Source organism: Kitasatospora sp. NPDC094016 (genome assembly GCF_040304045.1).
GTDB lineage: Bacteria > Actinomycetota > Actinomycetes > Streptomycetales > Streptomycetaceae > Kitasatospora.
Genome location: NZ_JBEOUK010000020.1, coordinates 79030 through 105036, shown reverse-complemented (window position 1 = coordinate 105036; position 26007 = coordinate 79030). Strand labels below are relative to the sequence as shown.

Annotated in this window: 22 protein-coding genes and 1 pseudogene; 12 read left to right on the top strand and 11 right to left on the bottom strand. The window is 74.7% G+C overall.

Annotated features, from left to right (window positions below):
- Nucleotides 1-139: 139 nt before the first annotated feature.
- Nucleotides 140-2218: an AfsR/SARP family transcriptional regulator gene (locus ABT015_RS20220; RefSeq protein ID WP_350880863.1), complete on the top strand. Its 2079-nt coding sequence runs from the start codon at nt 140-142 to the stop codon at nt 2216-2218.
- A 37-nt stretch (nt 2219-2255) separates the two neighbouring features.
- Here the strand turns inward: ABT015_RS20220 and ABT015_RS20215 are convergent, their stop codons facing one another.
- Complete coding sequence (locus ABT015_RS20215; RefSeq protein ID WP_350880861.1) at nt 2256-2909, bottom strand: TetR/AcrR family transcriptional regulator C-terminal domain-containing protein; 654 nt, start codon at nt 2907-2909, stop codon at nt 2256-2258.
- Nucleotides 2910-2979: 70 nt separating this feature from the next.
- On the opposite strand from ABT015_RS20215, the gene ABT015_RS20210 reads away from it, so the two are divergent.
- Nucleotides 2980-4431 (top strand): FAD-dependent monooxygenase, encoded by a 1452-nt coding sequence (locus tag ABT015_RS20210; protein ID WP_350880859.1) that lies wholly within the window; start codon nt 2980-2982, stop codon nt 4429-4431.
- 242 nt (nt 4432-4673) lie between these two features.
- On the top strand, nt 4674-5813 hold the full coding sequence (locus tag ABT015_RS20205) for a WD40 repeat domain-containing protein (protein ID WP_350880857.1): 1140 nt from the start codon (nt 4674-4676) through the stop codon (nt 5811-5813).
- Between the two features lie 14 nt (nt 5814-5827).
- On the opposite strand, the pseudogene ABT015_RS38000 reads toward ABT015_RS20205, so the two are convergent.
- A pseudogene (locus ABT015_RS38000) lies at nt 5828-5938 on the bottom strand (IS982 family transposase); the annotation flags it as partial.
- Nucleotides 5939-6095: 157 nt separating this feature from the next.
- Between ABT015_RS38000 and ABT015_RS20200 the strand changes: the two are divergent.
- Both ABT015_RS20200 and ABT015_RS20195 read left to right on the top strand, forming a co-directional pair.
- The gene (locus ABT015_RS20200) at nt 6096-6509 is read left to right on the top strand and encodes an actin-binding ADF family protein (protein WP_350880855.1); all 414 of its coding nucleotides are present in this window, start codon (nt 6096-6098) and stop codon (nt 6507-6509) included.
- Nucleotides 6510-6556: 47 nt separating this feature from the next.
- A complete protein-coding gene (locus ABT015_RS20195; protein WP_350880853.1) occupies nt 6557-7096 on the top strand; it encodes a GNAT family N-acetyltransferase in 540 nt (179 codons plus the stop codon).
- Between the two features lie 198 nt (nt 7097-7294).
- On the opposite strand, the gene ABT015_RS20190 is transcribed toward ABT015_RS20195, so the two are convergent.
- Nucleotides 7295-8197, bottom strand: a complete 903-nt coding sequence (locus ABT015_RS20190) for an alpha/beta hydrolase (RefSeq protein WP_350880851.1) — start codon at nt 8195-8197, stop codon at nt 7295-7297.
- A gap of 106 nt (nt 8198-8303) precedes the next feature.
- Nucleotides 8304-9527, bottom strand: coding sequence for an FAD-dependent monooxygenase (locus tag ABT015_RS20185; protein ID WP_350880849.1), 1224 nt, complete (start codon nt 9525-9527; stop codon nt 8304-8306).
- Between the two features lie 329 nt (nt 9528-9856).
- Here ABT015_RS20185 and ABT015_RS20180 point away from each other — a divergent pair, with 329 nt between their 5' ends.
- On the top strand, nt 9857-11110 hold the full coding sequence (locus ABT015_RS20180; protein ID WP_350880847.1) for an MFS transporter: 1254 nt from the start codon (nt 9857-9859) through the stop codon (nt 11108-11110).
- A gap of 42 nt (nt 11111-11152) precedes the next feature.
- On the opposite strand, the gene ABT015_RS20175 is transcribed toward ABT015_RS20180, so the two are convergent.
- The 7 genes from ABT015_RS20175 to ABT015_RS20145 form a co-directional block, all read right to left on the bottom strand.
- Nucleotides 11153-12031: a helix-turn-helix domain-containing protein gene (locus tag ABT015_RS20175; RefSeq protein WP_244293271.1), complete on the bottom strand. Its 879-nt coding sequence runs from the start codon at nt 12029-12031 to the stop codon at nt 11153-11155.
- 112 nt (nt 12032-12143) lie between these two features.
- Nucleotides 12144-12986: a class I SAM-dependent methyltransferase gene (locus ABT015_RS20170; RefSeq protein WP_350880845.1), complete on the bottom strand. Its 843-nt coding sequence runs from the start codon at nt 12984-12986 to the stop codon at nt 12144-12146.
- Entirely contained in the window at nt 12983-14560 is a 1578-nt protein-coding gene (locus ABT015_RS20165) for a 4-hydroxyphenylacetate 3-hydroxylase family protein (protein ID WP_350880843.1), read from the bottom strand. The genes ABT015_RS20170 and ABT015_RS20165 overlap by 4 nt, the downstream gene beginning before the upstream one ends.
- Nucleotides 14561-14595: 35 nt before the next feature.
- Nucleotides 14596-15126 carry a flavin reductase family protein gene (locus ABT015_RS20160; protein WP_350880841.1) on the bottom strand — a complete coding sequence of 177 codons (531 nt, stop codon included), beginning with the start codon at nt 15124-15126 and terminating at the stop codon, nt 14596-14598.
- Complete coding sequence (gene asnB / locus ABT015_RS20155) at nt 15123-16958, bottom strand: asparagine synthase (glutamine-hydrolyzing) (RefSeq protein WP_350880839.1); 1836 nt, start codon at nt 16956-16958, stop codon at nt 15123-15125. The genes ABT015_RS20160 and asnB overlap by 4 nt, the downstream gene beginning before the upstream one ends.
- A 1-nt stretch (nt 16959) precedes the next feature.
- A complete protein-coding gene (locus tag ABT015_RS20150) occupies nt 16960-17739 on the bottom strand; it encodes a hypothetical protein (RefSeq protein WP_350880837.1) in 780 nt (259 codons plus the stop codon).
- A 255-nt stretch (nt 17740-17994) separates the two neighbouring features.
- Nucleotides 17995-18936, bottom strand: a complete 942-nt coding sequence (locus tag ABT015_RS20145; protein ID WP_350880835.1) for a LuxR C-terminal-related transcriptional regulator — start codon at nt 18934-18936, stop codon at nt 17995-17997.
- Nucleotides 18937-19678: 742 nt separating this feature from the next.
- Here ABT015_RS20145 and ABT015_RS20140 point away from each other — a divergent pair.
- The 6 genes from ABT015_RS20140 (at nt 19679) to ABT015_RS20115 (ending at nt 25953) form a co-directional block, all read left to right on the top strand.
- Complete coding sequence (locus tag ABT015_RS20140; protein ID WP_350880832.1) at nt 19679-20623, top strand: ABC transporter permease; 945 nt, start codon at nt 19679-19681, stop codon at nt 20621-20623.
- Nucleotide 20624: 1 nt separating this feature from the next.
- Entirely contained in the window at nt 20625-21560 is a 936-nt protein-coding gene (locus tag ABT015_RS20135) for an ABC transporter permease (RefSeq protein ID WP_350880830.1), read from the top strand.
- On the top strand, nt 21557-22339 hold the full coding sequence (locus ABT015_RS20130; RefSeq protein ID WP_350880828.1) for an ABC transporter ATP-binding protein: 783 nt from the start codon (nt 21557-21559) through the stop codon (nt 22337-22339). The genes ABT015_RS20135 and ABT015_RS20130 overlap by 4 nt, the downstream gene beginning before the upstream one ends.
- Entirely contained in the window at nt 22336-23112 is a 777-nt protein-coding gene (locus tag ABT015_RS20125; protein WP_350880826.1) for an ABC transporter ATP-binding protein, read from the top strand. The genes ABT015_RS20130 and ABT015_RS20125 overlap by 4 nt, the downstream gene beginning before the upstream one ends.
- Before the next feature lie 92 nt (nt 23113-23204).
- Nucleotides 23205-24824, top strand: a complete 1620-nt coding sequence (locus tag ABT015_RS20120; RefSeq protein ID WP_350880824.1) for an ABC transporter substrate-binding protein — start codon at nt 23205-23207, stop codon at nt 24822-24824.
- Nucleotides 24825-24891: 67 nt separating this feature from the next.
- Nucleotides 24892-25953 (top strand): LLM class F420-dependent oxidoreductase, encoded by a 1062-nt coding sequence (locus ABT015_RS20115; protein ID WP_350880822.1) that lies wholly within the window; start codon nt 24892-24894, stop codon nt 25951-25953.
- Nucleotides 25954-26007: the final 54 nt, after the last annotated feature.

Below are 26007 nucleotides of genomic sequence, written 5' to 3'. Positions count from 1 at the left end.
CTCGTTTCGGCCGGTGCACAGCAAAGGTCTCAACCGGACGCACACAACTGGCATGATCTGGTCATAGATCCATCACCGCCCGTGCCCATCCACTCGCAGCGACGGTCCGGCCCGGCCCGCGGATCCCAGGGAGGGACACTTGGAGTTCAGGATCCTCGGCTCGCTGGAGGTGTGGACCGGCGACGGGAGGCGCGTCCCCTCCGAAGGCTCCCGGCAGGAGCGGCTGCTCGCCGCCCTGCTGCTCAACGCGGACATCTCCGTCCCGGTCGCCCGCCTGGTGGACGCCGTCTGGGACGAGCGGCCGCCGGCCACCGCCACCCGCCAGGTCCGCAACCTCGCCGGGGTGCTGCGGCGCCGCTTCGCCGAGGCCGACCCGGACGCACCGCCGGTCCTGCTGACCGACGGCCGCGGCTACCGCATCACGCTCACCGGCCACCGCCTGGACGCCCGCGCCTTCACCGACCGGCTCGCCCTCGCCCGCCGCGAGGCCGACGCCGGACGATCCCCGGCCGCGGTCGACGGGCTCCGCGAGGCGCTCGCCCTGTGGCGCGGCCCCGCGCTGGACGGACTCGCCGTGGACGCGGACGCCCCGGGCGCGGTCGCGCTGGACGAACTGCGCCTGACCGCCTGGGAGGAGTGCCTCGATCTGGAGCTCGCCCTCGGCCGGCACCGCGCGGCCGTCCCCGAACTGACCGCGCTGGTGGTCGACCACCCGCTCCGGGAACGCTTCACCGGACAGCTGATGCGCGCACTGCACGGTTCCGGGCGCGCGCCCGAGGGGCTCACCGCCTACCGCCGGTTCGCCGAACGGCTGGCCGACGAGCTCGGGCTCGACCCCGGGCCGGAGCTGCGGGCGCTGCACCTGGAACTGCTGGCCACCGAGCCGGCCCGCGCCGAACCGGTCCGCCCCGAAGCGGCGCCGCCCGCAGCGGCCCCGGTGGCCGCACCCCCGGCGGCCGCACCCCCGGTGGAGACACCGCCGCCGCCACCCGCCCAACTCCCGCCCGCACTGCCCACCTTCGTCGGACGCGGCACGGAGCTCCGCGTCCTGGACTCGCTGCTCACGACACCCGCGACCGGTGCCGCCGGCGCGGCCGTCCCCGTGTGCGCGCTCTCGGGCCCGGCCGGGGTCGGCAAGACCACCCTGGCCGTCGACTGGGCCCACCGCGCCCGGGACCGGTTCCCGGACGGCCAGCTCTACGCCGACCTGCACGGCTACTCCGTCGCCGCGCCACTCACCCCGCACACCGTCCTCGCCCGTTTCCTACGCGCCCTCGGCGTGCCCGGCGACCGGATCCCCGCGGCACCGGACGAGGCGGCCGCGCTCTACCGCTCCCTGCTGGCCGACCGCCGGCTACTCGTGGTCCTCGACAACGCCCGCGACGCCGAGCAGGTCCGCCCGCTGCTGCCGGGCGCCCCGGACTGCCGCACGGTGGTCACCAGCCGCACCCGACTCGACGGCCTGACCGCCCGCAACGGCGCCCACCCCCTGGTGCTCGACGTCCTGCCCGCCCATCAGGCCCTCCGCCTCCTGGCCCGCATCGCCGGCGAGCACCGCACCCGCGCCGAGCCGGACGCCGCGGCCGAACTCACCGCCGCCTGCGGCCGGTTGCCCCTCGCCCTGGCCATCACCGCGAGCCGCCTCGCCGCCTTCCCGGGCCGCAGCCTCGCCGACCACGCCGTCGAACTCCTCGACGCGGAGCACCGGTTGAGCGCCCTGCAGATCGACGGCGACGCCACCTCGGCGGTCCGCGCCGCCTTCGACCTCTCCTACCGCTCGCTCCCCGCCGAGGCCCGATCCCTGCTCCGGCTGCTCGCCCTGGCCCCGGCCGTCGGCGTCAGCTCCGGCGCGGCAGCCGCCCTGACCGACACCCCCACCGCCGCCGTCCGGCCCGTCCTCGACCACCTGGCCACCGCCCACCTGCTCACCCACGAGGACCACCACCGCTACCGGCTCAACGACCTCCTGCGCCTCTACGCCGCCGAACGCTGCACCGCCGAGACCGGCACCGCCGAGCGCCGCGCCGCCCTGGAACGCCTCAGCTCCTGGTACCTCCACCACGCCGACTCCCCCGCGCTGCCGCCCGCCCCTCCCGTCGCGGACCACCCGTGGAGCCGGGGCCACCACCTGATCGGCCTCCACCTCGACGAATGGGTCGAGGTGGACCGCCTGGCCGCCCTGGCCGCCTGCGCGGCGCAAGCGCCGGACACCCCCTGATCCCGGGCCCGGCCACCGAGCTCCGCGGTCGGTGCGCCTACCGCACGAGCAGCGTCGCCTCGACGCCGGCCAGAACGGCCGCCAGGCCCTGCTCGAAGCCCTGGTCGAAGTCCTGGAACATCACCCGGCCGGCTTCGGCGGCGAGCGGGTGGGCGGCCAGCCGCTCGGCCCGGGCGTCCAGGTCGTAGCCCTCCTCGCCGTCGAAGGGGTTGGGGCCCATGGCCTGCTCCTCGATGACGTAGCCGATCGTGTAGCTGTACGCCGTGTACCAGGCGCGGGCCGCCGCCTGCGGGGTGAAGCCCGCCCCCGTGAGCAGGAGCAGCCCGGCTTCGAGCCCCGCCGCGTACGAGGTGTCGGTGAACCGGGCTCCGCTGTAGACCCTGGCTCCGTCGCGGTAGCGGAGCAGTTCGGCCCGCAGCCCCCGCATCGTCGCCAGGTAGGCCTCCCGCCAGTCCGCCGCCGGGGGGATCCGGGACGGACCGGCGGCCGCGCGCCGCATCATCTCGGTCGCCATCTCGTCGAGCAGCGCCTGCTTGTCCTTGAAGTGCCAGTACAGCGCCGGTGCCTTGACCTCCAGCGCGGCGGCGATGGCGCGCAGGGTGAGGCCGTCCAGGCCCACCTCGTTCAGGAGTGTCAGTGCGGTGTCGACGACCGTCCGGCGGTCGAGCTTCGGGGTTCTCTGCGGCGTCACGGTTGACAGCTTAACGACGTTAAGTGCAGTCTTCCAGCAGCGACCACTTAACAACGTTAAGGAGATGCTCATGGCCACCCGCGCCACCGACCCGCACACCGACGTCCTGATCGTCGGAGCCGGACCGACCGGCCTCGCCCTCGCCGTCGACCTCGCCCGGCGCGGCATCACCGCACTGCTCGTCGAACGCGAGAGCGGGCTCTTCCCCGGCTCCCGCGGCAAGGGCCTCCAGCCCCGCACCCTGGAGGTCCTGGACGACCTCGGGGTACTGGCCGACATCCGCGCCGCCTCCGGGCACTACCCGCCGAACCTGTTCTGGCGCGACGGCGAGCCGCAGGACGAACGCCGCATGTACGAACCGACCGAGCCCTCCGAGGCCGAGCCCCACACCGAGACGCTGATGCTGCCGCAGTGGCGGACCCAGCAGGTGCTGCACGACCGGCTGCGCGCCCTCGGCGGTTCGGTCGCCTTCGGACGCGAACTGGTGGGCCTGGCCCAGGACGCGGACGGCGTCACCGCCGAGTTCGCCACCGGCGCCCCGGTCCGGGCGCGGTACGCGGTCGCCGCCGACGGCGGACGGTCGGCGGTCCGCAGGCTGCTCGGCATCGGCATGACCGGGCAGGTCGTCGACCCGGACCCGATGCTGGTCGCGGACGTCCTGGTCACCGGCCTCGACCGCGACCACTGGCACGTCTTCCCGCCCAGCGACGGCGCCGCCGGGCGCGGACCGCTCGGCGGCCTGCTGGCCCTGTGCCCGCTGCCCGGCACGGACGAGTTCCAGCTCGTGGCGCAGTACCCGCAGGGCACGGCCGTCGACGCGTCCCTGGACGGCATCCGCGACGTGGTCGCCGCCCGCTCGCACCTGGCCGCCGAGCAGGTCACCGGGGTGCGGTGGGCCTCCGAGTTCCGGCCGCGGGCGGCCCTGGCGGACCGCTTCCGCGCGGGCCGGGTGTTCCTCGCGGGCGACGCGGCGCACGTACACTCCCCCGCCGGCGGGCAGGGCCTCAACACCAGCGTCCAGGACGCCTACAACCTGGGCTGGAAGCTGGCCGCCGTGCTCGGCGGCGCGGCCCCGGAAGGACTGCTCGACACCTACGAGGAGGAGCGCCGCCCCACTGCGGCGGCGATGCTGGACCTGTCGACCCGGGTCCACCACGGCGAGGCCCGCCGGGGCCGGGCGACCCAGCAACTCGGCCTCGGCTACCGGGAGTCGTCGCTGGCCGAGGAGACCCGCCCGGCCCTGCCGGAGGGCGCCCTGCGGGCCGGGGACCGCGCACCGGACGGGCGCCGGGGCGGCGTCCGGCTCTTCGACGCCTTCCGCGGACCGCACTGGACCCTGCTGGCGGTCGGGACCGAGTCCCCGCTCCCGCAGACCGCCTGTCCGGTGGTCCGCATCCCGGACTACGAGGCCTACGGCACCGGCGTGTTCCTCATCCGCCCCGACGGATACGTGGGCTGGGCCGGGGCCACGGCGGACGGCCTGACGACCTACGCCTCCCGGTACGGCGCCCTGCGCCGCTGACGCCCCGGCCCGCCCGGGCCCCGGCCAGGGCCCGGGCGGGCCGCCACGCTCCCCGCCGTACGCCGCCACGCCGGATGGCCCGTCACGCGCCCCGTCATGTGCCGTAGGCATGGGCGGTGCGGTGTCTACCCCGAATGGTCGACTGCGTCATTGGCGCCCAACTCGCCTTCCCCGCCCCATACTCTGACTCCGCCGATGCGGACGCATCGTGTGTCACAGGGGAGGATTTTGTGAAGTCGCTCATGGCAAGGGCCCGTTGGCTGGGCACCGCCGCATCGGTCGGCCTGCTGCTGACCGCCGGGACCGGGACGGCCACCGCACAGCCCGCCACCGCCACGGCCCCCCAGGTCGTCCCGGTGGGGTACGCGTACCCGACGACCGCCGTCACCCCGGACGGCACGAAGGCCTACGTCGGGGTGACCGACGACCCCCGCGGCACGCCCGCGGTCAAGGTCGTCGACACCCGGACCGGCGGGATCACCGCCCGACTCACCCTTTCCACCGACGCGAACTCCTTCGTCGGCGCGCTGGCGATGAGCCCCGACGGCACGCGGCTGTACGCGACCGTGGGGGCACAGCACCTGGTCACCATCGACACCGACAGCGACACGGTGGCCGCCGACGTCCCGCTCCCGGTCCAGCCACACCCCGACGGGTACATGGACGGCTCGCCGGGCTCCCTCGTGGTCGGCCCGGACGGCGCCGGCGTCTACCTGGCCCAGAACGGGCCGCGGCAGCGCTGGGGCTACCAGCCCGGCCGGGTCCTCGCGTACTCGACCGCCGCCGGCGCCTTCACCGCCTCCGTCGGCGTCACCAGCTTCGGCGTCGGTTCGATCGTCCTGCGCCCCAACGGCCAGGACCTGTACGTCACCACCGCGGACGGCCTGGTCCACCTGGCCGCCACGCCCACCTCGCTCACCACCGTCCGCACCTTCACCGCCGGGCACGGTGCCGGCGGCAGCGCGGTGCTCAGCCCCGACGGCAGCACGCTGTACGGCATCGGCGGCTACGACAGCGACTACCTCGTCGACACCGAGACCGACACCGTCACCGAGAACTTCCACTTCGCACCGGGCAGCACCAACCTCGGCTTCCCGGTCGTCAGCCCGGACGGGGGCCGCCTGTACTTCGTCTCCAAGTCGACCGTCTTCATCACCCCGGGCGGGCCCACCCCTCCCGGCTACCACTACAGCAGCGCGATCCTCTCCTACGACACCGAGGCCCACGCGCTCGTCCCCGCCGAGACGGTGAACCCGCAGCAGGTGGAACTCGCCACCGGCCTGGCGCTCGGCCCGGACGGCCACACCTTCTACCTCGGCGGCAACACCTACCCCGGCGGCGTTCCGGGCACTGTCGCCAGTCTGGAGATCATCAAGACCTGACGATCGGTCAATCCTCAGACGAGCAGATCCGATGTGATCAGCGAGCGGGTGACTGGTGCGGCGATCTCGCTGTTGTGCCAGATGCCCGCGGCCATGGCCATGGTGCGTTGGGCGACCTCGATCGCACGCATGTCGCCTTGTCGGCAAAAGCGCTCGAGTGCAGGTGAGTACCGGGATGGGCCGGAAAACGAGCGTGTCACCGGAGCATGGCAGCGGCGGGATTGGGCAGTCTGTCCGGGGTCGGCGGCACTTCGGCCCGCCGGCGACGTGAGGAGTTGCGACATGTCCAGTGGCACCAGCATCGACGACAAGTGCGTCGAGGTCTACCAGGAACTCAAGCTGGGCAAGAAGTACCGCTACGCGTTCTTCGGCCTGAGCGCTGATCTCAAGCAGGTCATCCTCGTGAGCACCGGAACAGAGTCGGACTACAAGAGCTTCGCCGACCAGTTCCCCAAGGATGAATGCCGGTACGCGGTGTACGACTTCAACTACACGAAGGCCGACGGCGAGGAGCGCAACAGGATCCTCTTCTTCCTCTGGACGCCCGAGGGGGCCAAGATCCAGCGGCGGATGATCGCCACCAGCGCGAAGGACGCCCTCCGGAAGAAGTTCGTCGGGATCGGCACCGAGATCCAGGCCACCGAGGCCGCTGAGGTGTCCTACGACGCGGTGCTGGCCAGGGTCAGGGCAGCCTGATCCAACTCGCCACCGTCGGGGCCGGAGCTGGAAGGAGCGCCTGAACCGTGTCGATCACGCTGCGCCGCTACGGCCCCGATTCCGCCGCCGGGATCCACGGGACCGTGCTCGACCTCCACGACGCCGGCCACCCGCCGACGGCGTTCCCGAACTGCCCCGACCCGCGCGCCCGCTTCTCCTGGCTCCTCGACTCCTGGACACAGGAGGCGGGTTGGGAGTGCGTCATCGGCTACGACGGAGAGGTGCCGGTCGGCTTCGCGCACGGCGCGCCGCTGGCCCCCGGCACCTCCTGGTGGCGCTGCCTCCTGACGCCGCCCGACCCCGCCTTCACCGAGGAGACCGGCCTCCGGACCTTCGCCCTCGCCGACCTCGTGGTCAGCCCGCAGTGGCGCGGGCGGGGCGTGGGAGCGCGCATCCACGAGGGACTGCTCGCCGGCCGGCCGGAGCGGCGGGCCACTCTCCTGGTGGACGCCGACCACCCGAAGGTGCGCGCGTTGTACGAGAGTTGGGGCTACTCACCGATCGGGCCCACCATGTCCTTCGACCACGCCGAGCGGATGACGGCCATGGTGCGCGAGACCTGCTGACCGCTGTTCTGTCGAACAGCGGAGGCTGGTCAGATCTCGGTGGTCGCGGCGAACTCCACGAAGCATCCTTCCGACATCGAGAAGGCTCTTGAAGATCTTGCTTCGACTGACCGATTCACCCCAGATTGCCGGTAAATGTCAATCGGGGCGAACTGGTGCAAGCCGGGCACGTTTTCAAGATCCTCATCAGACCCCCAGCTAGGCGGGCGAACGATCCTCGACGATCCGGCGGATCTCGCGCGCCAGGGCGTCGGGGTCGCTGGTCGGCACCATGTGGTCGGCGTCGGCCGCCAGTACGTGGCGGCCGACCTCGGCCCGGCCGACGCGGTGGGCGTGCGAGGCGTTCACGGCCTGCCGGACCTTCGGGCCCATGCCGGTCGAGGTCCGCACGGCCGAGACCACCGTGAGCGGGATGCCGCCGAGGGCCGGCGGATTCTCCTTCATGGCGGTCAAGTCCGCGACGACGGAGCCGAGTTCGGCGCCCCGGGTGCGGATGGTGGAGACGGTGAAACCCTCCTCGCGCATCTCGGCCGCGGCGTCCGCCGGCAGGGCGTCGAGCATCGGGCGGAAGGCCCGGGCCAGCAGGCCGGTGCGGGCCAGCAGCATGCTGACGGCCTGCCCGATCCGCTCCTGGCGGCGCACCGAGGGCGCGAACACCAGGTCGCAGGACTCGTCCGTCGGGTCGGCCAGCACCAGGCCCGCGATCCGCTCGGGGCGGGCCGCCGCGGCGAGCCGGACGATCGGCCCGCCCCAGCTGTGCCCGACCAGGACGAACGGCCCGTGGCCGAGGCCGCCGAGGTGGTCGAGCAGGTCGCCGAGGTCCTCGGCGAGCCGACTCAGCGGGCGCGGCGCCGGGTCCGGCGCGCTGCGGCCGAGCCCGCTGCGGTCGTACGCCACCGTCGCCGCGACCCCGTCCAGCCGGAGCTGCACCGGCGCCCAGTACGAGCGGCTGGAGGCGAGCCCGCCCTCCAGCACGACCGTCGGCGCGCCCGTCGGCGCGCCCGTCGGCGCGCCCTCGCCGCCGGGCCCCGGCCGCCGCATGTAGAACAGCTCCCGGCCGTCCCGTGTCCGCGCCCGCCCCGGCTCACCCTGACTGTGCATCCCCGGCACCGCCCTCACCCTCGGCCATCCATCAAGTTTGGTTAGCCTAGCCTCACTTCCCTGGTGATCGCGACCACCTGCGGGGCGACGGCGGCGACGGGGGCCGTCAGTAGTCGACCAGATCGAAGACCGTGGCGGCGCGGAAGGCCTCGTCCAGCTCGGGGCCGGGCCGGTCGAAGCCCTCCACCCCCTCGGGGTCCGCCTCCGTGGTCTCGAACCGGCCCCTGGTGTGGTCGAGGATGGCCTGATTCGCCGCCACATGCCCGCGCAGCCGCCGCTCGTAGGCCTGGTAGGCGGCCTCGTGGTCGCCGTCGGCCGCGTGCAGTTCCCCGGCCAGCACATAGGCGGCGGTCAGGGCCACGCTGGTGCCCTGGCCGGTGGCCGGGGAGCAGCAGTACCCGGCGTCGCCGAGCAGCGCGACCCGGCCCTGCGACCAGCGGTCCATCCGGATCTGCGCGACCACGTCGTAGTGGAAGGCGTCCCCCTCCCCCAGGGACTTGAGGAACTGCGGCACCTCCCAGCGCAGCCCGGCGCAGCGCTCGGCCACCAGCCGCCGCTGCTCCGCGAGGTCGCGCGGCAGCAGGTCCTCGACCGGCTCGTCGGACATGAAGATTGCGAAGACGCGCAGCTCGCTGTTGTCCCGGACGGTCATCGCCATGCAGCCCCAGGCGGCCTGGCCGTTGGGCTGGTGGATGACCTCCCAGCGGTCGAGGCCGAGGTGGTTGGGGGCGCTCCAGCCGGCGATGTAGATGCTGGTCGGGTGCAGGTAGTCGGCCTCGGGGCCGAAGACCAGGCGGCGGGTGTTCGAGTGCAGGCCGTCGGCGCCCACGACGAGGTCGAAGGACTGCTCGTCACCGCTGGTGAAGCGGACCTGGACGCCCTCCTCGTGCTGCACGAGGGTGTCGATCGACTCGCCGAAGCGGTACCGGACGCCGGGCCGGGCCGCCCCCGCCAGCAGGGCGGCCAGTTCGTCGCGCAGGATCTCCACGTCGGGGCCGTCCACGGCGCCCCCGGTGGCCGTCCACTCGGTGGTGCGCTTGAGCTCGCGGCCGTCCGCGTCGACGAGGGACATGCCGCGCAGTCCGGTCCGGCGGGCCCGGACCTCCTCCAGGAGGCCCATCCGGTCGATGATCTCCAGGGCGTTGCCCCGCACGTCCACCGCCTGTCCGCCGCCCCGCAGTTCCGGGGCGCGCTCGACGACCGTGACGCGGAAGCCGTAGCGCTCCAGCCAGTAGGCGAGGGCGGTGCCGGCGATGCCCGCGCCGGAGATCAGGACCGAGGTGGTGCGCGAGTGGTGCGGTCGGGTGCTGTTCGACGTGGTGCTCGACATGGTGGACCTCCCGTGAGTCGATGTCGTGCCGCCAGTCTCGCCACGGCGGCCGACAGGTCGCTCACAGGACGCTGACACGACCGGCGAGCGACCGCCAGACCGCCGACAGGCCACCGGCAGACCACCGGCAGGCCGCGTCACCGACCGTGTCACCGGCCAGGCCAGGGCGGCAGCCTGTGACCTGGGGTCACAGGATGACCGCCTGTCTGGCTGGCCGCGGGGGCCGTCCGCAGGATGGCCGCATCGGACTCCTGCCCTCCCGTCGCGGCCGCTTCCGCCTGCCGTCCGAAGGCCCGGCCGCTCCCTCGCACGACAAGGTGGTGATCGCTGTGAGCAGCATCTCCGACCCGCCCCGACCCGAACAGGCCGAGGACGTCCCGCCCCTGGCGCCGGCCCAGGCCTTCGAACGGTGGCGCTACGCGGGAGTGTTCCTCCTGCTGTTCCTGTTCGGCACGGAGACCTTCCTGGTGTCGCCGCTGCTGCCGACCATCGCGGACTCGGTGCACACCACCGAGGCGGCCGCCGCCTCCAGCGTCACCGCCTACGTGCTGGTGTACGCCGTCGCGGCGCCCTTCCTCGGGCTGCTGAGCGACCGGTTCGGCCGCCGCCGCACCCTGGTGGCGGGCACCGTGCTGTTCGTCGTGTCCAACGCGGCGGCCGCCCTCTCCACCGGGCTGACGCTGCTGGTCGTCTCCCGCGCGGTGGCCGGGCTGGCGGCGGCCGCGGCCGGGCCGGCGATCTGGGCGCACATCGCCGAGACCGCGCCGGATGCGGTGCGCGGCCGGGCCCTCGGCCTGGGCATGGCGCTGTTCTCCTGCGGCCAGGTGATCGGCGTGCCGCTCGGCGGCTTCCTCGCCGGGCTGGCCGGCTGGCGGTCGGCGTTCTGGGCGCTGACCATCGGCACCGCGGCGGCGGTCCCGCTGCTGCTGAGCCAGGTCCAGCGCCGTTCGGCGCAGGCGGCCGCGCCGCAGGTGGGGGCGGTCCGGGCGATCCTGGCGGGCTGGGCCGACCCGACGCTGCGCCGCGCCCTGCTGGTCAACACGGTGTTCAACACGGCCAACCTGGGCGCCTACACCTTCCTCGGCGCGGTGCTGGTGCAGCGCTTCGACCTGTCGGTGCAGGCCCTGGGCCTGGTGGGCGTGCTGGTCGGTGCGGGCAGCCTGGTCGGCTCGCTGCTGGGCGGCCGGCTCGGGGACCGGGCCAGGACCGCCGGGCGCTCCGACCTGCCGATGCTGCCGCTGTGGGGCGTGCTGCTGGCGGCGGGCGTCGCGCTGGCGGCCAAGGGGCCCGGTCTGGTCCTCGCCCTGGCCGGCGTGGTGGTGTGGTTCCTGGCCTCCGGTGGCTTCGTGACGGACCAGCAGACGCTGGCCGGCACCATCGCCCCGGAGCTGCGGGCGACCTCCAGCGCGTGGCTGACCTCGACCATGTACGCGGGCACCGGCCTCGGCGCCTGGGCGATCGGCACCTTCGGCAACGTCGCGGACGGCACCCTGCTGATCGGCACCGGGCTCGCGCTGGTGGCCGCCCTGGGCGCGCTGGCGGTCAGCCTCGGCCTGCGCCGGTCCACCGCGTCGGGCGCCTGAGGCCCCGCCGGAACGGCCGGGATGCCCGGCAGGGCCGGCGGCTCAGCCGACCCGGCGCTCCCCCTCCACGCCGCCGACCGCGCGCAACGGATGATCGACCAGTTCGGTCATCCGCGCCCGGTCGGCGGCGCCGTGCGGGGTGAACAGCAGCACCGTCGCGGTCGGGTCGTCCACCGGGTGGAAGGAGGACAGCGTCAGCCGGACCGGGCCGAGCCCGGCCGGCTCGACGGTGACGGTGCGGACGGTCAGCTCCGCCACCGAGTGGCACCCCCACCAGTGCCGGAACTCGGGCGCGTCCTCGTCCAGGTGCCGGTAGACCTCGCCGGTGCGCGGATCGGCCAGGGCGGGGCCGGCCTGCGCCCGGAACTGCTGGAAGACGTTCATGGCGAGCGGCTCCCAGTCGCGGAACACGGCCCGCACCCGGTGGTCGGCGGCCATCACCCACATCAGGTTGCGCCGGTCCGCGGGGACGAACTCGGGCGAGCCCCAGAGCGCGACCCAGGCGGCGTTCCAGCCGAGCAGGTCGAAGTGCCGGTCGAGCAGGACGGCCGGGCTGGTGGGCCAGGAGTCCAGGACCGGCCGGATGGCCTCGGCGAGCCGGTCGGCGCCGTCCTCCGAGGCGGCGGCCGCCGTCGGCTCGTGGTAGCCGGCCAGGCGCATGGCGTGCCGCAGCCCGGCCGCGTCCAGCCGCAGCACCCGGGCGATCGCCTCCAGCACCTGCCGGGAGGCGGTGACCCGCCCCTGCTCGACCCAGGTGTACCAGGCCAGGCCGACGCCGGAGAGGGAGGCGACCTCCTCCCGGCGCAGACCGGGGGTGCGGCGCCGGGTGGTGGCGGTGAGGCCGACGTCGGAGGGCTTGAGGAGCTCGCGATGGGCGCGCAGGAAGGCGCCGAGTTCCCTGCCTGCGGGGGGAGTTGACACGGTTGGCTCCTCGGCCCTGGTCGGTGCCGTCGAATGCGGGGGTGTGGGCTGCCACCAGCGTAGACGCAGCCCGCCGCCCACCCCAGGGGTGAGCGGCGGGCTACACATGTTGTTAACGAGACGTCAGCTGCCACAGCCGGACGGGCATGTGGCTGACGTGGCCGCGCTCCTGCTGCCGGCGCCAGGCGCTCTCGCCGACGGCCCGGAAGAAGGCGGGCCGCTGCTGCGCCGGCACCGCACGGCTGTAGTAGTCGCCGAAGGTGGCGGCGTGGAAGTGCTCGTACTGGGCGGCGCCGTCGACGGTGACCACGGCGTCGCGCTCCAGGTGGCCGGCCACCGCGAGGTGCGGGCCCACCACCGCCGCGAGCTCGTCGACGGTCCTGGTCCGGGTCGCGATCGGCAGCACCCCGGCGCGTTCCAGCACGCCGGGCACCTCGTCGTACGGGGTGCCGAGGGCGACCAGGGCGTCGCGGACCAGCTCGTCCTCGCCGCCGAGGCCGTGCTCGTCCCGGGCCGGGTGGTAGGTGGTGAGCAGGAAGCGGCCGCCGGGGGCGAGGTGGGCGGCGGCCCAGGCGAAGATCCGTTCCTCGTCCGGGTACAGCCAGTGCAGCACCGAGGTCTGGGTGATCACGTCGGCCCGGAACGGCAGCGGCTCGGGCACGGTGAGGTCGGCCCGGTGCAGGGCGACCCGCTCGCCGTAGGGCTGGAGCCGGGCGGCGGCCTCGGCGATGCGGTGCTCGGAGCGTTCCAGGCCGACGGCGCGCCGCAGGGAGGGGAAGCGCTCCAGGGCCTCCTGGAGCAGCTGGCCGATCCCGCTGCCGAGGTCGATCAGGGACTCGGGGGCTCCGGTGACCTGGTCGAGCACCCAGTCCCGGTCCTGGACCTGGCGCAGCCGGCTGGCGTCGGCGTACCCCGCGAGGGTACGGGCCTGGATCTCGACGGCGGACGTGCTCACGGCTGGTTCTCCTCCACGGTGGACGACTGCTCGGTCGGCGGCTGGTCGGTCGGCGGCCGGTCGGTAGCCGGCTGCGCCGCGGCGGCGGGCTGCTCCGCGACGCCCTGGTCGACCAGGTGCAGCAGCCGTTCGCGGGCGGCGCTCTGGTCGTACCGCTTGAAGAGGTTGATCCGGTTGCGGGCCAGGTCGCCCCGGTGCACGTACTCGTAGAGGTCCTGGCGCTGGCCGAAGCCGTCGCCGGTCAGCTCCCAGGCGATCCGGAAGAGCCGGGCCTTGCGTTCGGCGTCGATGTCCCGGCCGCGCATGTAGCGGTCCAGGTGCGGGCGCAGCCGGGGGTTGGCGAGGTCCCCGGCGGTGGGCTGGATGAGCAGCCCGGAGGCGCCGATCCTGCGGACGATCTCGACCGCGCTGCCGGCCACCTCGGCCGACCAGACCCGGGAGGCCGCCGTGTCGCCGGGGGCGAACAGGCCGCCGTCGGTGAGGCCGCCGCGCGCCTCGGCGGCGTCGAGGAAGTACTCGGTCAGTTCGGCGTACCCGGCGAGGCGGCCCAGGTCCTCCTGGATGTTGCGGAAGCCGTCCACGCCGATCGACTCGGCGACCAGGGTGGCGCCGGCCAGCAGGGTCCGCAGCCGCTCGCGGTAGCGGATGTGGCCGACGTAGGCGCTCCAGGCGTTGATCCGGCCGAGGCCGGTGCGCGCCAGGTTCGCGTCGCGCAGCAGGAAGACGCGGTCCCAGGGCACCAGGACGTCGTCGAAGAAGAGCATCGCGTCCTGCTCGTCGAACCGCGCGCCGAGCGGGTGGGCGTGCCCCCAGGAGGCGGTGCCGAGCGGTTCGCGGGCGAGGGTGATCAGGCCGGGGGTGTTGAGCGGCAGGGCGAACCAGGTCACGAACTGCTCGCCGCGGCCCTCGGTGAACGACGCCGAGAGGTAGACCAGCACCTCGTGGGCGATCGGGGCGAGCGTGGTGAGCTGCTTGGCACCGCGCACGACGATGCCCCGGTCGTTCTCCTCCACGACGCGCAGGGCGAGGTCCGGGTCGTCCAGCGGGTTGGCGGAGCGGTCGATCTGCGGGTCGCCGAGGGCGTGCGAGAGGACCAGGTCGTTGCTCGCGCAATGCCGGTACCACGCCTCGGCGTTGGCGCCGAAGCGCGGGTCGGCCCCGGCCAGCCGGTGCCGGAAGTCGTAGACGCCGACGGCGATCGAGGCCATGAAGGCGGGTGAGCGGCCCTGCTGCCCCAGTGCCTCGGCGTGCCACAGCTCGGCGCTGCGGCGCTGGAGCCGCAGGTCCTCCAGGGTGCGCGGGGGCTGGTAGGCGCGGGCGAGCCGCAGGCCGCTGTCCGGGTCCTCCCAGGTGAGCAGGTCGCGGTGGGCGGGGTCGTGCTGGAGGTCGATCAGGCGGGCCAGTTCGTCCACGGCCGGGCGGAACGCGGGGTGCTCGGCGGGGTTCGCGATGCGCTTGCCGTCGAGGTAGAGCTCGCGGCCGTCGTCCAGTTCGGCCCGGTACCGGTCGCCGGTCAGCAGGCCGCGGGCGGTGGCGGGTGCGCCGCGGCCGGTGATGGTGCCCAGCAGTGTCATGCGCCAACTCCGTTTGATGTCAAGGGTTCAAGGGTTCAAGGGTTCAAGGGTTTCGGGTCGATCACGCGGTACCGGCCGTCGTGGTAGAGCAGCGGGTCGCCGTCGCCGCGGTCCGCGGCGGCGACCCGGCCGACCAGGATGGTGTGGTCGCCCCCGGGCAGGGTGGCGTGCAGCCGGCAGTCGAACCAGGCCAGGGCGTCGTCGACGAGCGGGGCGCCGGTGACGGCCGTCCGCATCGGCACCGCGGTGAAGCCGCCGAGCGCGCGCCCGGCCCCGGGGGTGGCGAAGCGCCGGGCCACCGCCGACTGACTGTCCGTCAGGACCGAGAGGCCGAACCGCCCGGCGGTGCGGGCCGCGGCCACGAGCGGGCTGTGGCGGCTGACCGCGACGGTGACCAGCAGCGGGTCGAGGGAGAGGGTGCTGAAGGAGGAGACCGTCTTGGCGAAGACCTCCTCGTCCGCGCGGGTGGTGACCACCGCGACCCCGGTGGTCCAGCCTCGGGAGGCGGCCCGGAAGGCCTCCTCGGTGGCCTTCGCCGTGGTCACGGCCGCCGCGGGGCCGCTCATCGCAGCCCCACCCGGTAGGCGCGCAGCCACTCGTCGACCTGGACCAGGTGGTCGAGGCCGCCGACCGGGTTCGGCGCGGTGCGCGGGCTGGGCAGCGGGCGGCCCTCGGCGAGCAGCCGGCGGACCAGCTCGCGGTCCACCAGCTCGAAGACCGGCGCGTTCGGGTCGGCCAGCAGCTCGTGCGCCCGGGCGGTGAGCACCTCGGTGTAGCGGACGGCCGGGGTGGACGGGTAGCCGCTCTTGGGCCGGTCGGTGACCTGCGGCGGGAGGAGGTCCCGGACGGCGTCCCGGAACAGGCCCTTGGCCCGCCCGTCCGGCGCCTTGAGCGCCCACGGGACGTTCCAGAGGTACTCCACCAGGCGGTGGTCGCAGAACGGCACCCGTACCTCCAGGCCGACCGACATCGACACCCGGTCCACCCGGTCCAGCAGCGGGGGGAGCCAGCGGGTGAGCGCGAGGTGGAAGACCTCGCGGATCCGCGCGTCGGCGGCCGACTCGCCGGGCAGGCGCGACACCTCGCCGAGCGAGCGGTGGTAGGCGGCGGCGGTGTACTCCTCGGGGCGCACCTCGGCCCGGACGTCCGGGCGCAGCAGGTCCGCCGGCACGGCCTTGCCGTGCAGCCACGGGAAGGTGGGCGCGGCGACGGCCCGCGCGTCGTGGAAGTACGGGTAGCCGCCGAAGATCTCGTCCGCGGCCTCGCCGGAGAGCGCGACCGTGGAGCGCCGCCGCACCTCGCGGAAGAGCAGGTGCAGCGAGGCGTCCATCTCGCCCCAGCCGGGCCGGTCCCGGGCGCGCAGGACGGCGTCCCGGGCGTCCAGCAGGTCGTCGTCGGGCACCAGGACGGTGGTGTGCAGGGTGCCGATGTGCTCGGCGGCGGCCTGCACGTACGGGGCGTCGAGGGTGGTCCGCCAGGCGTCCGGGGTGCGGTCGGTGCTCCCGGGGAAGTCCACCGAGAAGCTGGCGATCTTCCCGTGGCCGGCCCGTTCGCGGGCGGCCGCGGCCAGCGCGGTGACGGCGCTGGAGTCGACGCCGCCGGAGAGCAGGGTGCACAGCGGCACGTCGCTGATCAGCTGCCGTTCGACGGCGTCGGCGAGCAGGTCCCGGACGGTGCCGCGGGTGGTCGCGGCGTCGTCCCGGTGCTCAGCCGACTCCAGCCGCCAGTAGCGGAGTTCGCGGGTGGCGCCGCGGCCGACGACCACCAGGTGGCCGGGCCGGACTTCGTACAGCCCGCGGAACAGCCCGTGGCCGGCGCTCGGCGCGGCGGGCAGCGCGAACAGTTCGGCGATGCCCTCGGCGTCCAGTTCGGCGCGGAACAGCGGGTTCGCGAGCACCGCCTTGGGCTCGGAGCCGAACAGCACCCCGGTGGCGTGGGCGTGCCAGTACAGCGGCTTGATGCCGAGGTGGTCGCGGACCAGCAGCAGTTCCTCGCGCGCGGCGTCCCACAGGGCGTAGGCGAAGATGCCGTTGAACCTGGCCGGCGCGTCCTTGCCCCACTGGAGGTGGGCCCGCAGGACCACCTCGGTGTCCGAGCGGGTCCGGAAGACGTGCCCGAGGGCCTCCAGCTGCGCGCGCAGCTCGCGGTGGTTGTAGAGCTCCCCGTTGTAGCACAGGACGGCGCCGGCGTCGGGCCCCGGTCGGTCGGCGAGCGGCTGGGCCCCGCCGTCCAGGTCGATCACGGACAGCCGGCGGTGGCCGAACGCGGCGTGCCGGGAGAGCCAGACGCCGTCCGCGTCCGGGCCGCGGCAGGCCAGGGTGGAGGTCATCTCCCGGACCGTCCGCGCCTGGTGGCGCAGGTCGGTGTCCCAGTCGATCCAGCCGGTGACACCGCACATCTCAGGACTCCCCCGGTTCGTCGTTGGCGGCGGGCCCGGCCGCGGCGCTCGACTCCCAGCGGCAGCCGTGGCCGGTCGGGCCGTTGGTCAGGCGGTGCGCGGGCCGGTAGCCCTTGGCGCGGATGTTGGCGGACAGCGCCTCGGTGCAGTAGGTGCAGGGCGAGGCGAGGGTCAGCTGGACGCCCGAGCGGCGGGCCTTCTCGCGGTAGTCCCAGATCGCACAGTGCGTGATGGTGAGCGCCGCGTGCTCGGCGCCGGGCGGGTCCTCGTCGTCGAACTCGTACTCCGAGCCGTACAGTTCGGCCTGCCGGGCGATCCGGTGGATCGGGTCGGCGGCGCCCCGGCCGTGGTCGGGTTCGACCTCGCGGTGCACCTCGGCGTTGGACCGGGCCCAGTCCCCCAGCCCCTCCTCGCCGTAGCGGCGCACGAGGAAACGTTCCATCAGCGCCTGGTCGCGGAAGAACACCCGCTGCCACTCCGGGGCCGGGGCGTCCGGCGCGGGGAGGTCGGCGAAGAGCTCGGACTGCAGCACGAACCAGTCGGTCAGGTGCAGCCCGTTCCCGCGCGACACCAGGTACCGCGTCAGGCCCGCCTCGGCCTCGTGCAGCCGCTGGCGCCAGAGCGCGGACCGCTCGGCGTCCGACATCGCGCGGTACGGGGACCTCGGCTGCTCCGCGCCGGGGCTCCGGTGGCTCGCGGCGGCCAGCACCGCCGTGCGCGGGCCGGCGTCGGCACCCGCCGCACCGGCGGACCCGGTCGGGCCCCCGGTCCTGTCGGACACACCCCCCATCGGGCCATCTCCCTTCGGCTGGACGATCCTTCGGACCGTCTCGTGTGGTGGTCGTTTCCCGCCACGCTACGGAGCGGGCCAGGCGCCCCGGTAGCCCCGAACGGCGCCGCTCAGGGCGCCGATCGTCGCCTCGCGCATGCTCCGAAGGTCACCCGCGGGAGGCGGCCGGAACACGACGGAGGGCGGGCCCCGCGCGCTGCGGGGCCCGCCCTCCGGAGGGTGGCGACGAAGATGTGCTGAGGCGAACTACCCGGCGAGGCCGTGCCGGTGGGCGTAGAGCGCGGCGCGCAGCCGGTCGGGTTGCCCGATCTTGCGCATGGCCTGGGTGAGGTGCTTCTTCACGGTCGCCTCGGCCAGGGCGAGTTCCCGCCCGATCTCGGCGTTGCTCAGTCCGAGCCCTAGCTGGACCAGCACCTCGCGCTCACGCTCCGTCAGTCCGGCGTGCTGCGGCGGCAGTTCGCCGACGTGCTGCGGGGGCACCGCCGCATGGGAGCGGGCCGGCGGCGGCGCCGGCAGGAACACCGACCCGCCCGCCGCGGCGAGTTGGACGGCGCTGATGATCCGGTCCTCGGCCAGGTCGAGCGGGAAGCAGCCGCTGGCCCCGGCCAGCAGCATCCGGCTCGCCTCGGCGGTCGACTCGGCCCGGCGCAGCAGCAGCACCCGGGCGTCGGGCGCCGCGTCCGGGCCGCGCAGCGCCACCACGACGGCGAGGTCGGCCTCCAGGCTCGCGCCCCGGCCGAGCAGGATGACGTCGGGGGCGACCCGGCGCACGGCGGCCACCGCGCGCAGCGGGTCGCCGGTGGACCCGACCACGGCCAGTCCGGGCACGGTCGTCAGCACGCTGCGCAGCCCGGCGCTGGCCACCGAGTGCCGCTCGACCAGGAACACCCGGGCGTCGGCCGTGCGGTCGCGGTCCTCCTCCACGCACATCGGATGGCCGCACCCGCACCCGGTGGCGGTCGGCCCCGCCGGCGGTGGCGGCGTCACCGTCTCCGCCAGCAGCTGGTGACCGGCGATCAGGTCGAGCGGGTTGTCGATCTCGGCCTGCGCCGGGGGTGCGGCGCGCACCGGCGGCGCGCCCGCGGCGGGGGCGTCCACCAGGGTGGCGCCGCCACAGGCGCCGCGTCGGGCGGGAAGCCGGCGGCCGCGCGGGCCGGCCGGGGCGGCGAGCTTGCTCACTGCTGCCATCGCGCACCCCCGGGGGCGGAGGCAGGGCGTCTGAGGTACGGCATGGCGATACGGTCCCCTTGCTGGTGGCGGGCCGGGCCGGTGGGCACGGGTGCTGCGGCGAGGATCCGTCGAGGACGCGCACGGGCGTCGGCTGCGGAATCCGGGACTGGGAAGGGGCGCCGACCGCAGCGGCTGGGAACGGGGCGGTCAGCGCGCAGCGCGCGGGCGACAGAGCTCGTCGAAACACCGTCGGTGCCACGAGCCGCCGATCCCGACCAGGGTGATGTCGGTCCGCCGAATAGCCATGCGGGGAACCCTAGGTCCGGTTCCTCGTGCAGGTCAAGGACGGAACCGTGGCTCGGCGCCCAGGGCAGTGGCGGTCCTGACACTCCGGATGCTGTGACCAGGAGTAACAGCATCAAGTGCTGACTGGCTGTCCGGGCCACCGGTCCGCAACGCTCCTCCAAGCGGCCGCAGCGGCCGGAGCGGCACCGACGTCCCCCGTCCCACGGACCGCCCGACCCGTGCTCCGGCACCCGATCCCGCCCGGACGCGGCATCCGCCCCCGGCGAACGGCCCGTCCCACGGCCCCGGTCCGGCGCGCCGGCACCCCGGACGCCGCCGGTGACTGCCGGTTACCGCCGGCGACCGTCCCGACCCGCTCCCGAACCGCCCCTCCCGGAAGGACCACCAGCCCCATGCCCGCCCCGCCCAACCGGCCCGCCGCCGGCCAGTCCGGCGCCACGCCACGGAGGGCCGGGTGACCCGCTTCCTGCTGCGCCGCCTCCTGCTGGCCGTACCGACCCTGCTCGGCGTCACCGCCGTCGTCTTCGCGACCGTCACGCTCGTCCCCGGCGATCCGGTGGCCCTCTTCCTCGGGCCGGGCGCACCGCCCGAGGCCCGCCGCGAGCTCTCCGAACGGCTCGGCCTGGACCAGCCGTTGCCCGTCCGCTACGCCTCCTGGCTCTGGCACGCGCTCACCGGCGACCTCGGCACCTCCGTCTCCGGCCAGCGCCCGGTCGCCGACCTGCTGCTCCCGGCGCTCGGCCAGACCCTGACCCTGACCGCGGCCGCCTTCCTGCTGGTGCTGGTCGGCGGGGTGGCGCTCGGCGCCGTCGGCGCGCTGCGCCCGCGCGGCCCCGGCGGGCGGATCTCCGGCGCGCTGTCCGCCCTCGCGGTCTCCGCCCCGCAGTACTCGGTGGCCCTGCTGCTGATCGCCGTCTTCGCCGTGGGCCTGCGCTGGCTGCCCGCCGGGGGCACCCACGACGTGTTCGGCTCCGGCGGCCTGCCCGACCTGGCCCGCCACCTGGTCCTGCCGGCCGTGGCCGCCGCGCTCGTCCCGCTCGGGCTCACCGCCCGGGTGTTCCGGGCCGCGCTGGGGGGCGTGCTGGCCGGCGAGCTGGCCGACTCGCTGCGCGCCCGCGGCCTGCGCCCGGCCACCGTGCTGCGGCACTGCGTGCACAACGCCTCGCCGGCGCTGCTGACCATCGGCGGCCTGCAACTCGCCTACCTCCTGGAAGGGGTGATCTTCGTGGAGACCCTGTTCGCCTGGCCCGGCGTCGGCCGGCTGCTGTACGACGCCCTCACCTCCCGCGACCTGCCCCTGGTGCAGGGCGGGGTGCTGGTGGTGGCGGTCGCGTTCGTCGGCGTCAACATCCTCGTGGACGCGGCGCACGCGGCGATCGACCCGCGAGTAAGGAACTGATGTGACGTCACGTGTCCTCGCCCGAGCGAACCTCGGCCTGACCGTCCCCGCCGCGCTGGCCGCGCTGCTGGTCCTGCTCGCGCTCGCCGCGCCGCTGGTCGCCCCGTACGACCCGGCCGCCGGGCGGCTGGCGGACCGGCTGCTCGACCCGGGCAGCCCCGGCCACCCGCTCGGCACCGACGGCCAGGGCCGCGACCTGCTCAGCCGGCTGATCTGGGCCGGGCGCGCCTCGCTCACCGGCGGGCTCGTCCCCGTCGCGGTGGCCGCCGTCGCCGGCACCCTGCTCGGCGTCGTGGCCGGGCTCGGCGGCCGGATCACCGAACAGGCCCTGCTGCGCCTGCTGGACGTGCTCTACGCCTTCCCCGGGGTGCTGCTGGCGATCGCCATCGCCTCGCTGCTCACGCCCGGCCTGGGTGCGACCGTGCTCGCGCTGTCGGTGGTGCTCACCCCCGCGGTGGCGCGGGTCGCGTTCACCGAGACCCGGCGCGTCCGGGCCGCCGAATACCTGGTGGCCGCCCGGGTCAGCGGCGCCGGCTGGGGGGCTCTGGTCCTGCGCCAGGTCGCCCCGGTGGTGGCGCCGGTGGTCCTGGTGTACGCGTCCTCGCTGGTCGGGCTGGCCATCATGTACGCCGCAGGCCTGTCCTTCCTCGGGCTCGGGGTCGCCCCGCCGACCGCCGAGTGGGGCGCGATGCTGGAGGAGCTGCGGCCCTCGCTGCTCACCCACCCCTGGGTGGCGGTCCTGCCGGCCCTGGTCATCCTCGCCGTCTCGGTCGTCTTCAACACCCTCGGCGAGACGCTGCGCACCCGCGTCGGCGACACCGCCGCCCTGCTGGCGCACGCCGCCCCCGCCGCCGCGAGCCGGTCCACCGGCCGGGCCGCCGACCGCTCCGCCGACGGCTCGGCCCGGCCCCGGGCCGCGAAGCGGGTGGGCGCATGAACGCGCTGCTGGAGATCGACGGCCTGACCGTCGAGTACCCCGGCGGGGTCCGGGCCGTCGACGACGTCTCCCTCGCCCTGCCCGCCGGCCGCTCCCTGGTGCTGCTCGGCGAATCCGGCAGCGGCAAGACCACCGTCGCCCGCACCGTGCTCGGGCTGCCGGGCCACGGCGCCGCCGTCACCGGAGGCGTCCGGCTCGCCGGGACCGACCTGCGGGCGCTCGGCGAACGCGAACTGGCCGACGTCCGCGGCCGGCGGATCGGCTACGTGCCGCAGGACCCGACCGCCTCGCTCGACCCGCTGCGCCGGATCGGCCCGCAGCTCGCCGAGGTGCTGCGGCGGCACGGCATCGCCGCCGACCGCCGGGCCGCCCGCGCGGCCGTCCCGAAGCTGCTCGCCACCGCCGGCATCCCGGATCCGGAACGCGTCGCCCGGGCCTACCCGCACGAGCTCTCCGGCGGCCTGCGCCAGCGCGCCGCCATCGCCGTCGCGATCTGCTGCGGCCCGGAACTGCTGATCGCCGACGAGCCGACCACCGCGCTCGACGCGCTGATCCGCGGGCGGATCCTCGACCTGTTCACCACCCTGCGCGCCGACTGCGGCATCGCCCTGCTGCTGGTCACCCACGACCTCGCGGCGGCCCGCCGGATCGGCGGCACCGTGGCCGTCATGCGGGCCGGCCGGGTCGTCGAACTCGGGCCCGCCGAACGGGTGCTGGGCGACCCGGAACACGCCTTCACCGCCGCCCTGGTGGCCGCCGAACCGGGAGCCCGCCGATGAACGCCGTCGACCACACCCGCCCGGGCCCGCTCCTGGTCGCCGACGCCGTCACCAAGCGCTACGGCGACCGGACCGCCCTGGACGCCGTCAGCCTCACCGTCGCGCCGGGCGAGACCGTCGGCCTGGTCGGCGAGTCCGGCTCGGGAAAGTCCACCCTGGCCCGGCTCGCCCTCGGGGTGCTGGCCCCCGACGCCGGCAGCGTCCGCTTCGCCGGCCGCGATCCGTACCGGCTGCGCGGCCGCGCCGACCGGACGCTGCGGGGCCGCCTCCAGTTCGTCCCGCAGGACCCGCGCGGATCGCTCAACCCCAGCCTGCGCGCCGGGGAGGCGGTCGCCTTCGCGCTGCGCCTGCACGGCACGCCGCGCGCCGAACGCGCCGCCGCCGTCGCCCGGCTCTTCACCCAGGTCGGCCTGGAGCCCGCGCTCGCCGACCGCTACCCCCGGGAGCTGTCCGGCGGGCAGCTCCAACGGGTGGCCGTCGCCCGGGCCCTGGCCACCGGACCGGACCTGGTCGTCTGCGACGAACCGACCTCCGCCCTCGACCGCAGCGTGCAGGCCCGCCTGCTCGACCTGCTGACCGACCTCCAGGAACGCACCGGCCTGGCCTACCTGTTCATCTCCCACGACCTCGCCGTCGTCCGGCACCTCGCCCACCGGGTGTTGGTGCTGCGGCACGGCCGGGTGGTCGAGGAGGGCCCGGCCGGCCTGCTCTGGGACTCCCCCGCGCACCCGTACACCCGGGCGCTGCTGGAGGCCGCCACCGGCGTCGCGTGACCCGCCGCCGAAACTCCGTACCGACACACCCCCGCACCACCGAACCCCCGCACCACCGAACCTCCGCACCACCGAACCGACGAGGGATCACCATGACGCGCACCAGCCGTATCCGCTCCAGAGCCGTCGCGCTGCCGGCCGCCGCCGTTCTGCTCGCGGCGGCGGCCGGCTGTGCCGGCTCCGACGGCGGCGGCTCCGCGGGGGCGGGCAGCGGTGACGGCCGCGGCGGCACCCTGGTCATCGGCGCCACCGGCAAACTCCCCAACCCCGACACCGTGATCGGCGGCGCCGGCTTCGAGGGCAAGCGGCTGGTCTCCTTCCAGCTCTACGAGGGCCTCACCCGGTACGAACTGCTCAAGGACACCGACAAGCCGCCGGTCGTCACCGGCGCCCTGGCCACCGACTGGCAGGTCGCCGCCGACGCCAGGACGTGGACCTTCACCCTCCGCAAGGGCGTCACGTTCCAGGACGGCACCCCGTTCGACGCCGACGCCGTGGTCTTCAACCTGGCCCGCTACCTCGACAAGAAGAGCCCCGAGTACACCGACGCCCTCGGCGCCGCCGCCGCCGAGTACGCGGGCGACATCGCCTCGTACCGCAAGACCGACGCCGACCACGTCGAGCTGGTCACCAAGGACCCCAACGGCCACTTCCCCGAGGACCTCGCGCACGTCCTGATCGCGAGCCCCACCGCCGTCCGCAAGTCCGGCTCGGCCGACTTCGCCCGGCACCCGGTCGGCACCGGCCCCTTCTCGTTCGTCTCGCAGACCGAGGGCCAGCAGATCGAGCTGGCCGCCAACAAGAGCTACTGGCGCGGCGCCCCCAAGCTCGACCGGCTCGTGATCAAGGCGCTGCCGGACGCCGCGGCCCGCACCGCCGCCCTGCGCTCCGGCGGCGTGAACTGGATCGAGTACCCGAACCCGGACGACATCGACAGCCTCAAGGCCGACGGCGTCCAGCTCGCCACCAACAGCTACGACCACCTCTGGTACTGGATCCTGGACACCTCGAAGGCCCCCTGGGACAACCCGCTGGTCCGCAGGGCCGCCAACTACGCGATCGACCGCAAGGCCATCTCCGAGAAGCTGCTGCACGGCACCGCCGATCCCGCCTACCAGACCGCGCCGCGCGCCACCGCCGCCTACGACCCCGCCGGCGACGTCTACTCCTACGACCCGGCCAAGGCCCGGCAGTTGCTCGCCGAGGCCGGCGTCCCGAACGGCTTCAGCACCTCCGTCACCGTGCCCACCGGCGGCAGCGGCAACCTACTGCCGGTGCCGATCGCCGAGGCCCTCCAGCGGGATCTCGCCGCCGTCGGCATCAAGGTCGAGCTGCGCACCACCGACTGGACCACGCTGATCGGCGCCGAGGCCAAGGGCCAGGTGGCGCTCGACTCGGACGCCGTCGCCCAGTCCACCACGCTGTTCCAGTCCGAGGCGCTGCTGCCGCTGTTCATCGGCTCCAAGAGCCCGTTCTGGACCGGCCACTACGCCAACCCGCAGGTCGACGAGCTGCTCGCCTCCTCGGCCGCCGATGCCGACCAGACCGCCCGGCAGGCCGGGTACCGCAAGGCGCTCGCCCTGGTCACCCAGGATGCGCCCTGGCTGTTCGTGGTCAACGACCGCAATCCGCGGGCCCTTTCGCCGAAGGTCCAGGGGCTCGTGCAGCCGCAGTCCTGGTTCCTCGACCTGACCACCGTGTGGGTCCGCTGACCCGCGGACACCGCCTCTCCCCCGGCTCCGAAGAGCACCGCGCACCACAGGAAGGACGGCCATCCCGATGACCGACCCGCACCGACCGCACCACCACAGCGGGACCGTCCCGCCCGGCTCCGCGCACGCCCCCGCGCCCGCCGCGCCGCCCAAGTGGGGCATCACCCTCCCGCTGCCCGGCCTGACCATCGACCGGCACCGGTTCCTGGTCGAGCGGCTGCCCGACCTCGGCTACACCGACGTGTGGAGTGCCGAGGGCGGCGGCACCGACGCCTTCACCCCACTGGCCGCCACGGCGGCCTGGTCCCCCTCGCTGCGAATCGGCACCGGCATCGTCCCGGTGCACACCCGCGGCCCGGCCGTGCTCGCCCAGACCGCCGCGACGCTCGCCCAACTCGCCCCGGGCCGACTGCTGCTGGGCATCGGCGCCTCGGTTCCCGCGCACGTCACCGACATCAACGGCATCCCGTTCGACGAGCCGTTCAAGCGGACCAGGGACGTCCTGCGCTTCGTCACCCGGGCGCTGCGCGGCGAGTACGTCACCGGCGGGTTCGACACCTTCGACATCACCGGCTACCGGCTGCCGCACCCGCCGACCGAGCCGGTCAAGGTCATCCTGGGCGCGCTGCGGCCCAACATGCTCCGGCTCGGCTTCAACGAGGGCGACGGCGCCATCACCAACCTGCTGTTCCCGCACGACGTGCCGAAGATCCTGGACGCCGTCGGCCCGCAGCCGCCCGGGAAGGAACTGGTCGTCAAGGTCTTCGTCTGCCCCACCGAGGACACCGACTACGCCCACCGCGCCAGCCGTCCGTTCCTCGCCTGGATCCTCAACCGCGAGCCGTACCGCAAGTTCCACGAGTGGCTGGGCCACGGCGAACTCCTCGCCGAGACCCACCGGCTCTGGGCGGCCGGCGACCCGGAGAGCGCCCAGAAGGCGCTGCCCGACGAGGTCGTCGACGGGCTGTTCATCAGCGGCTCGCCGGAGGAGTGCCGGGAGCGCATCCTCGCCTACCACCGCCCCGGGGTCACCACCATCCAGCTGTACGTGTCGCTGCCGCCCGAGGTGTTCGTCAGCCGCGCCAAGCTGCTCGACACCCTGGCCCGGCTCGGGCCGGCCGCCCTCTGACCGTCGGGCCGCACCCGTCCCCATCCCCTGTCACCCTCACGACGCCCACGACGC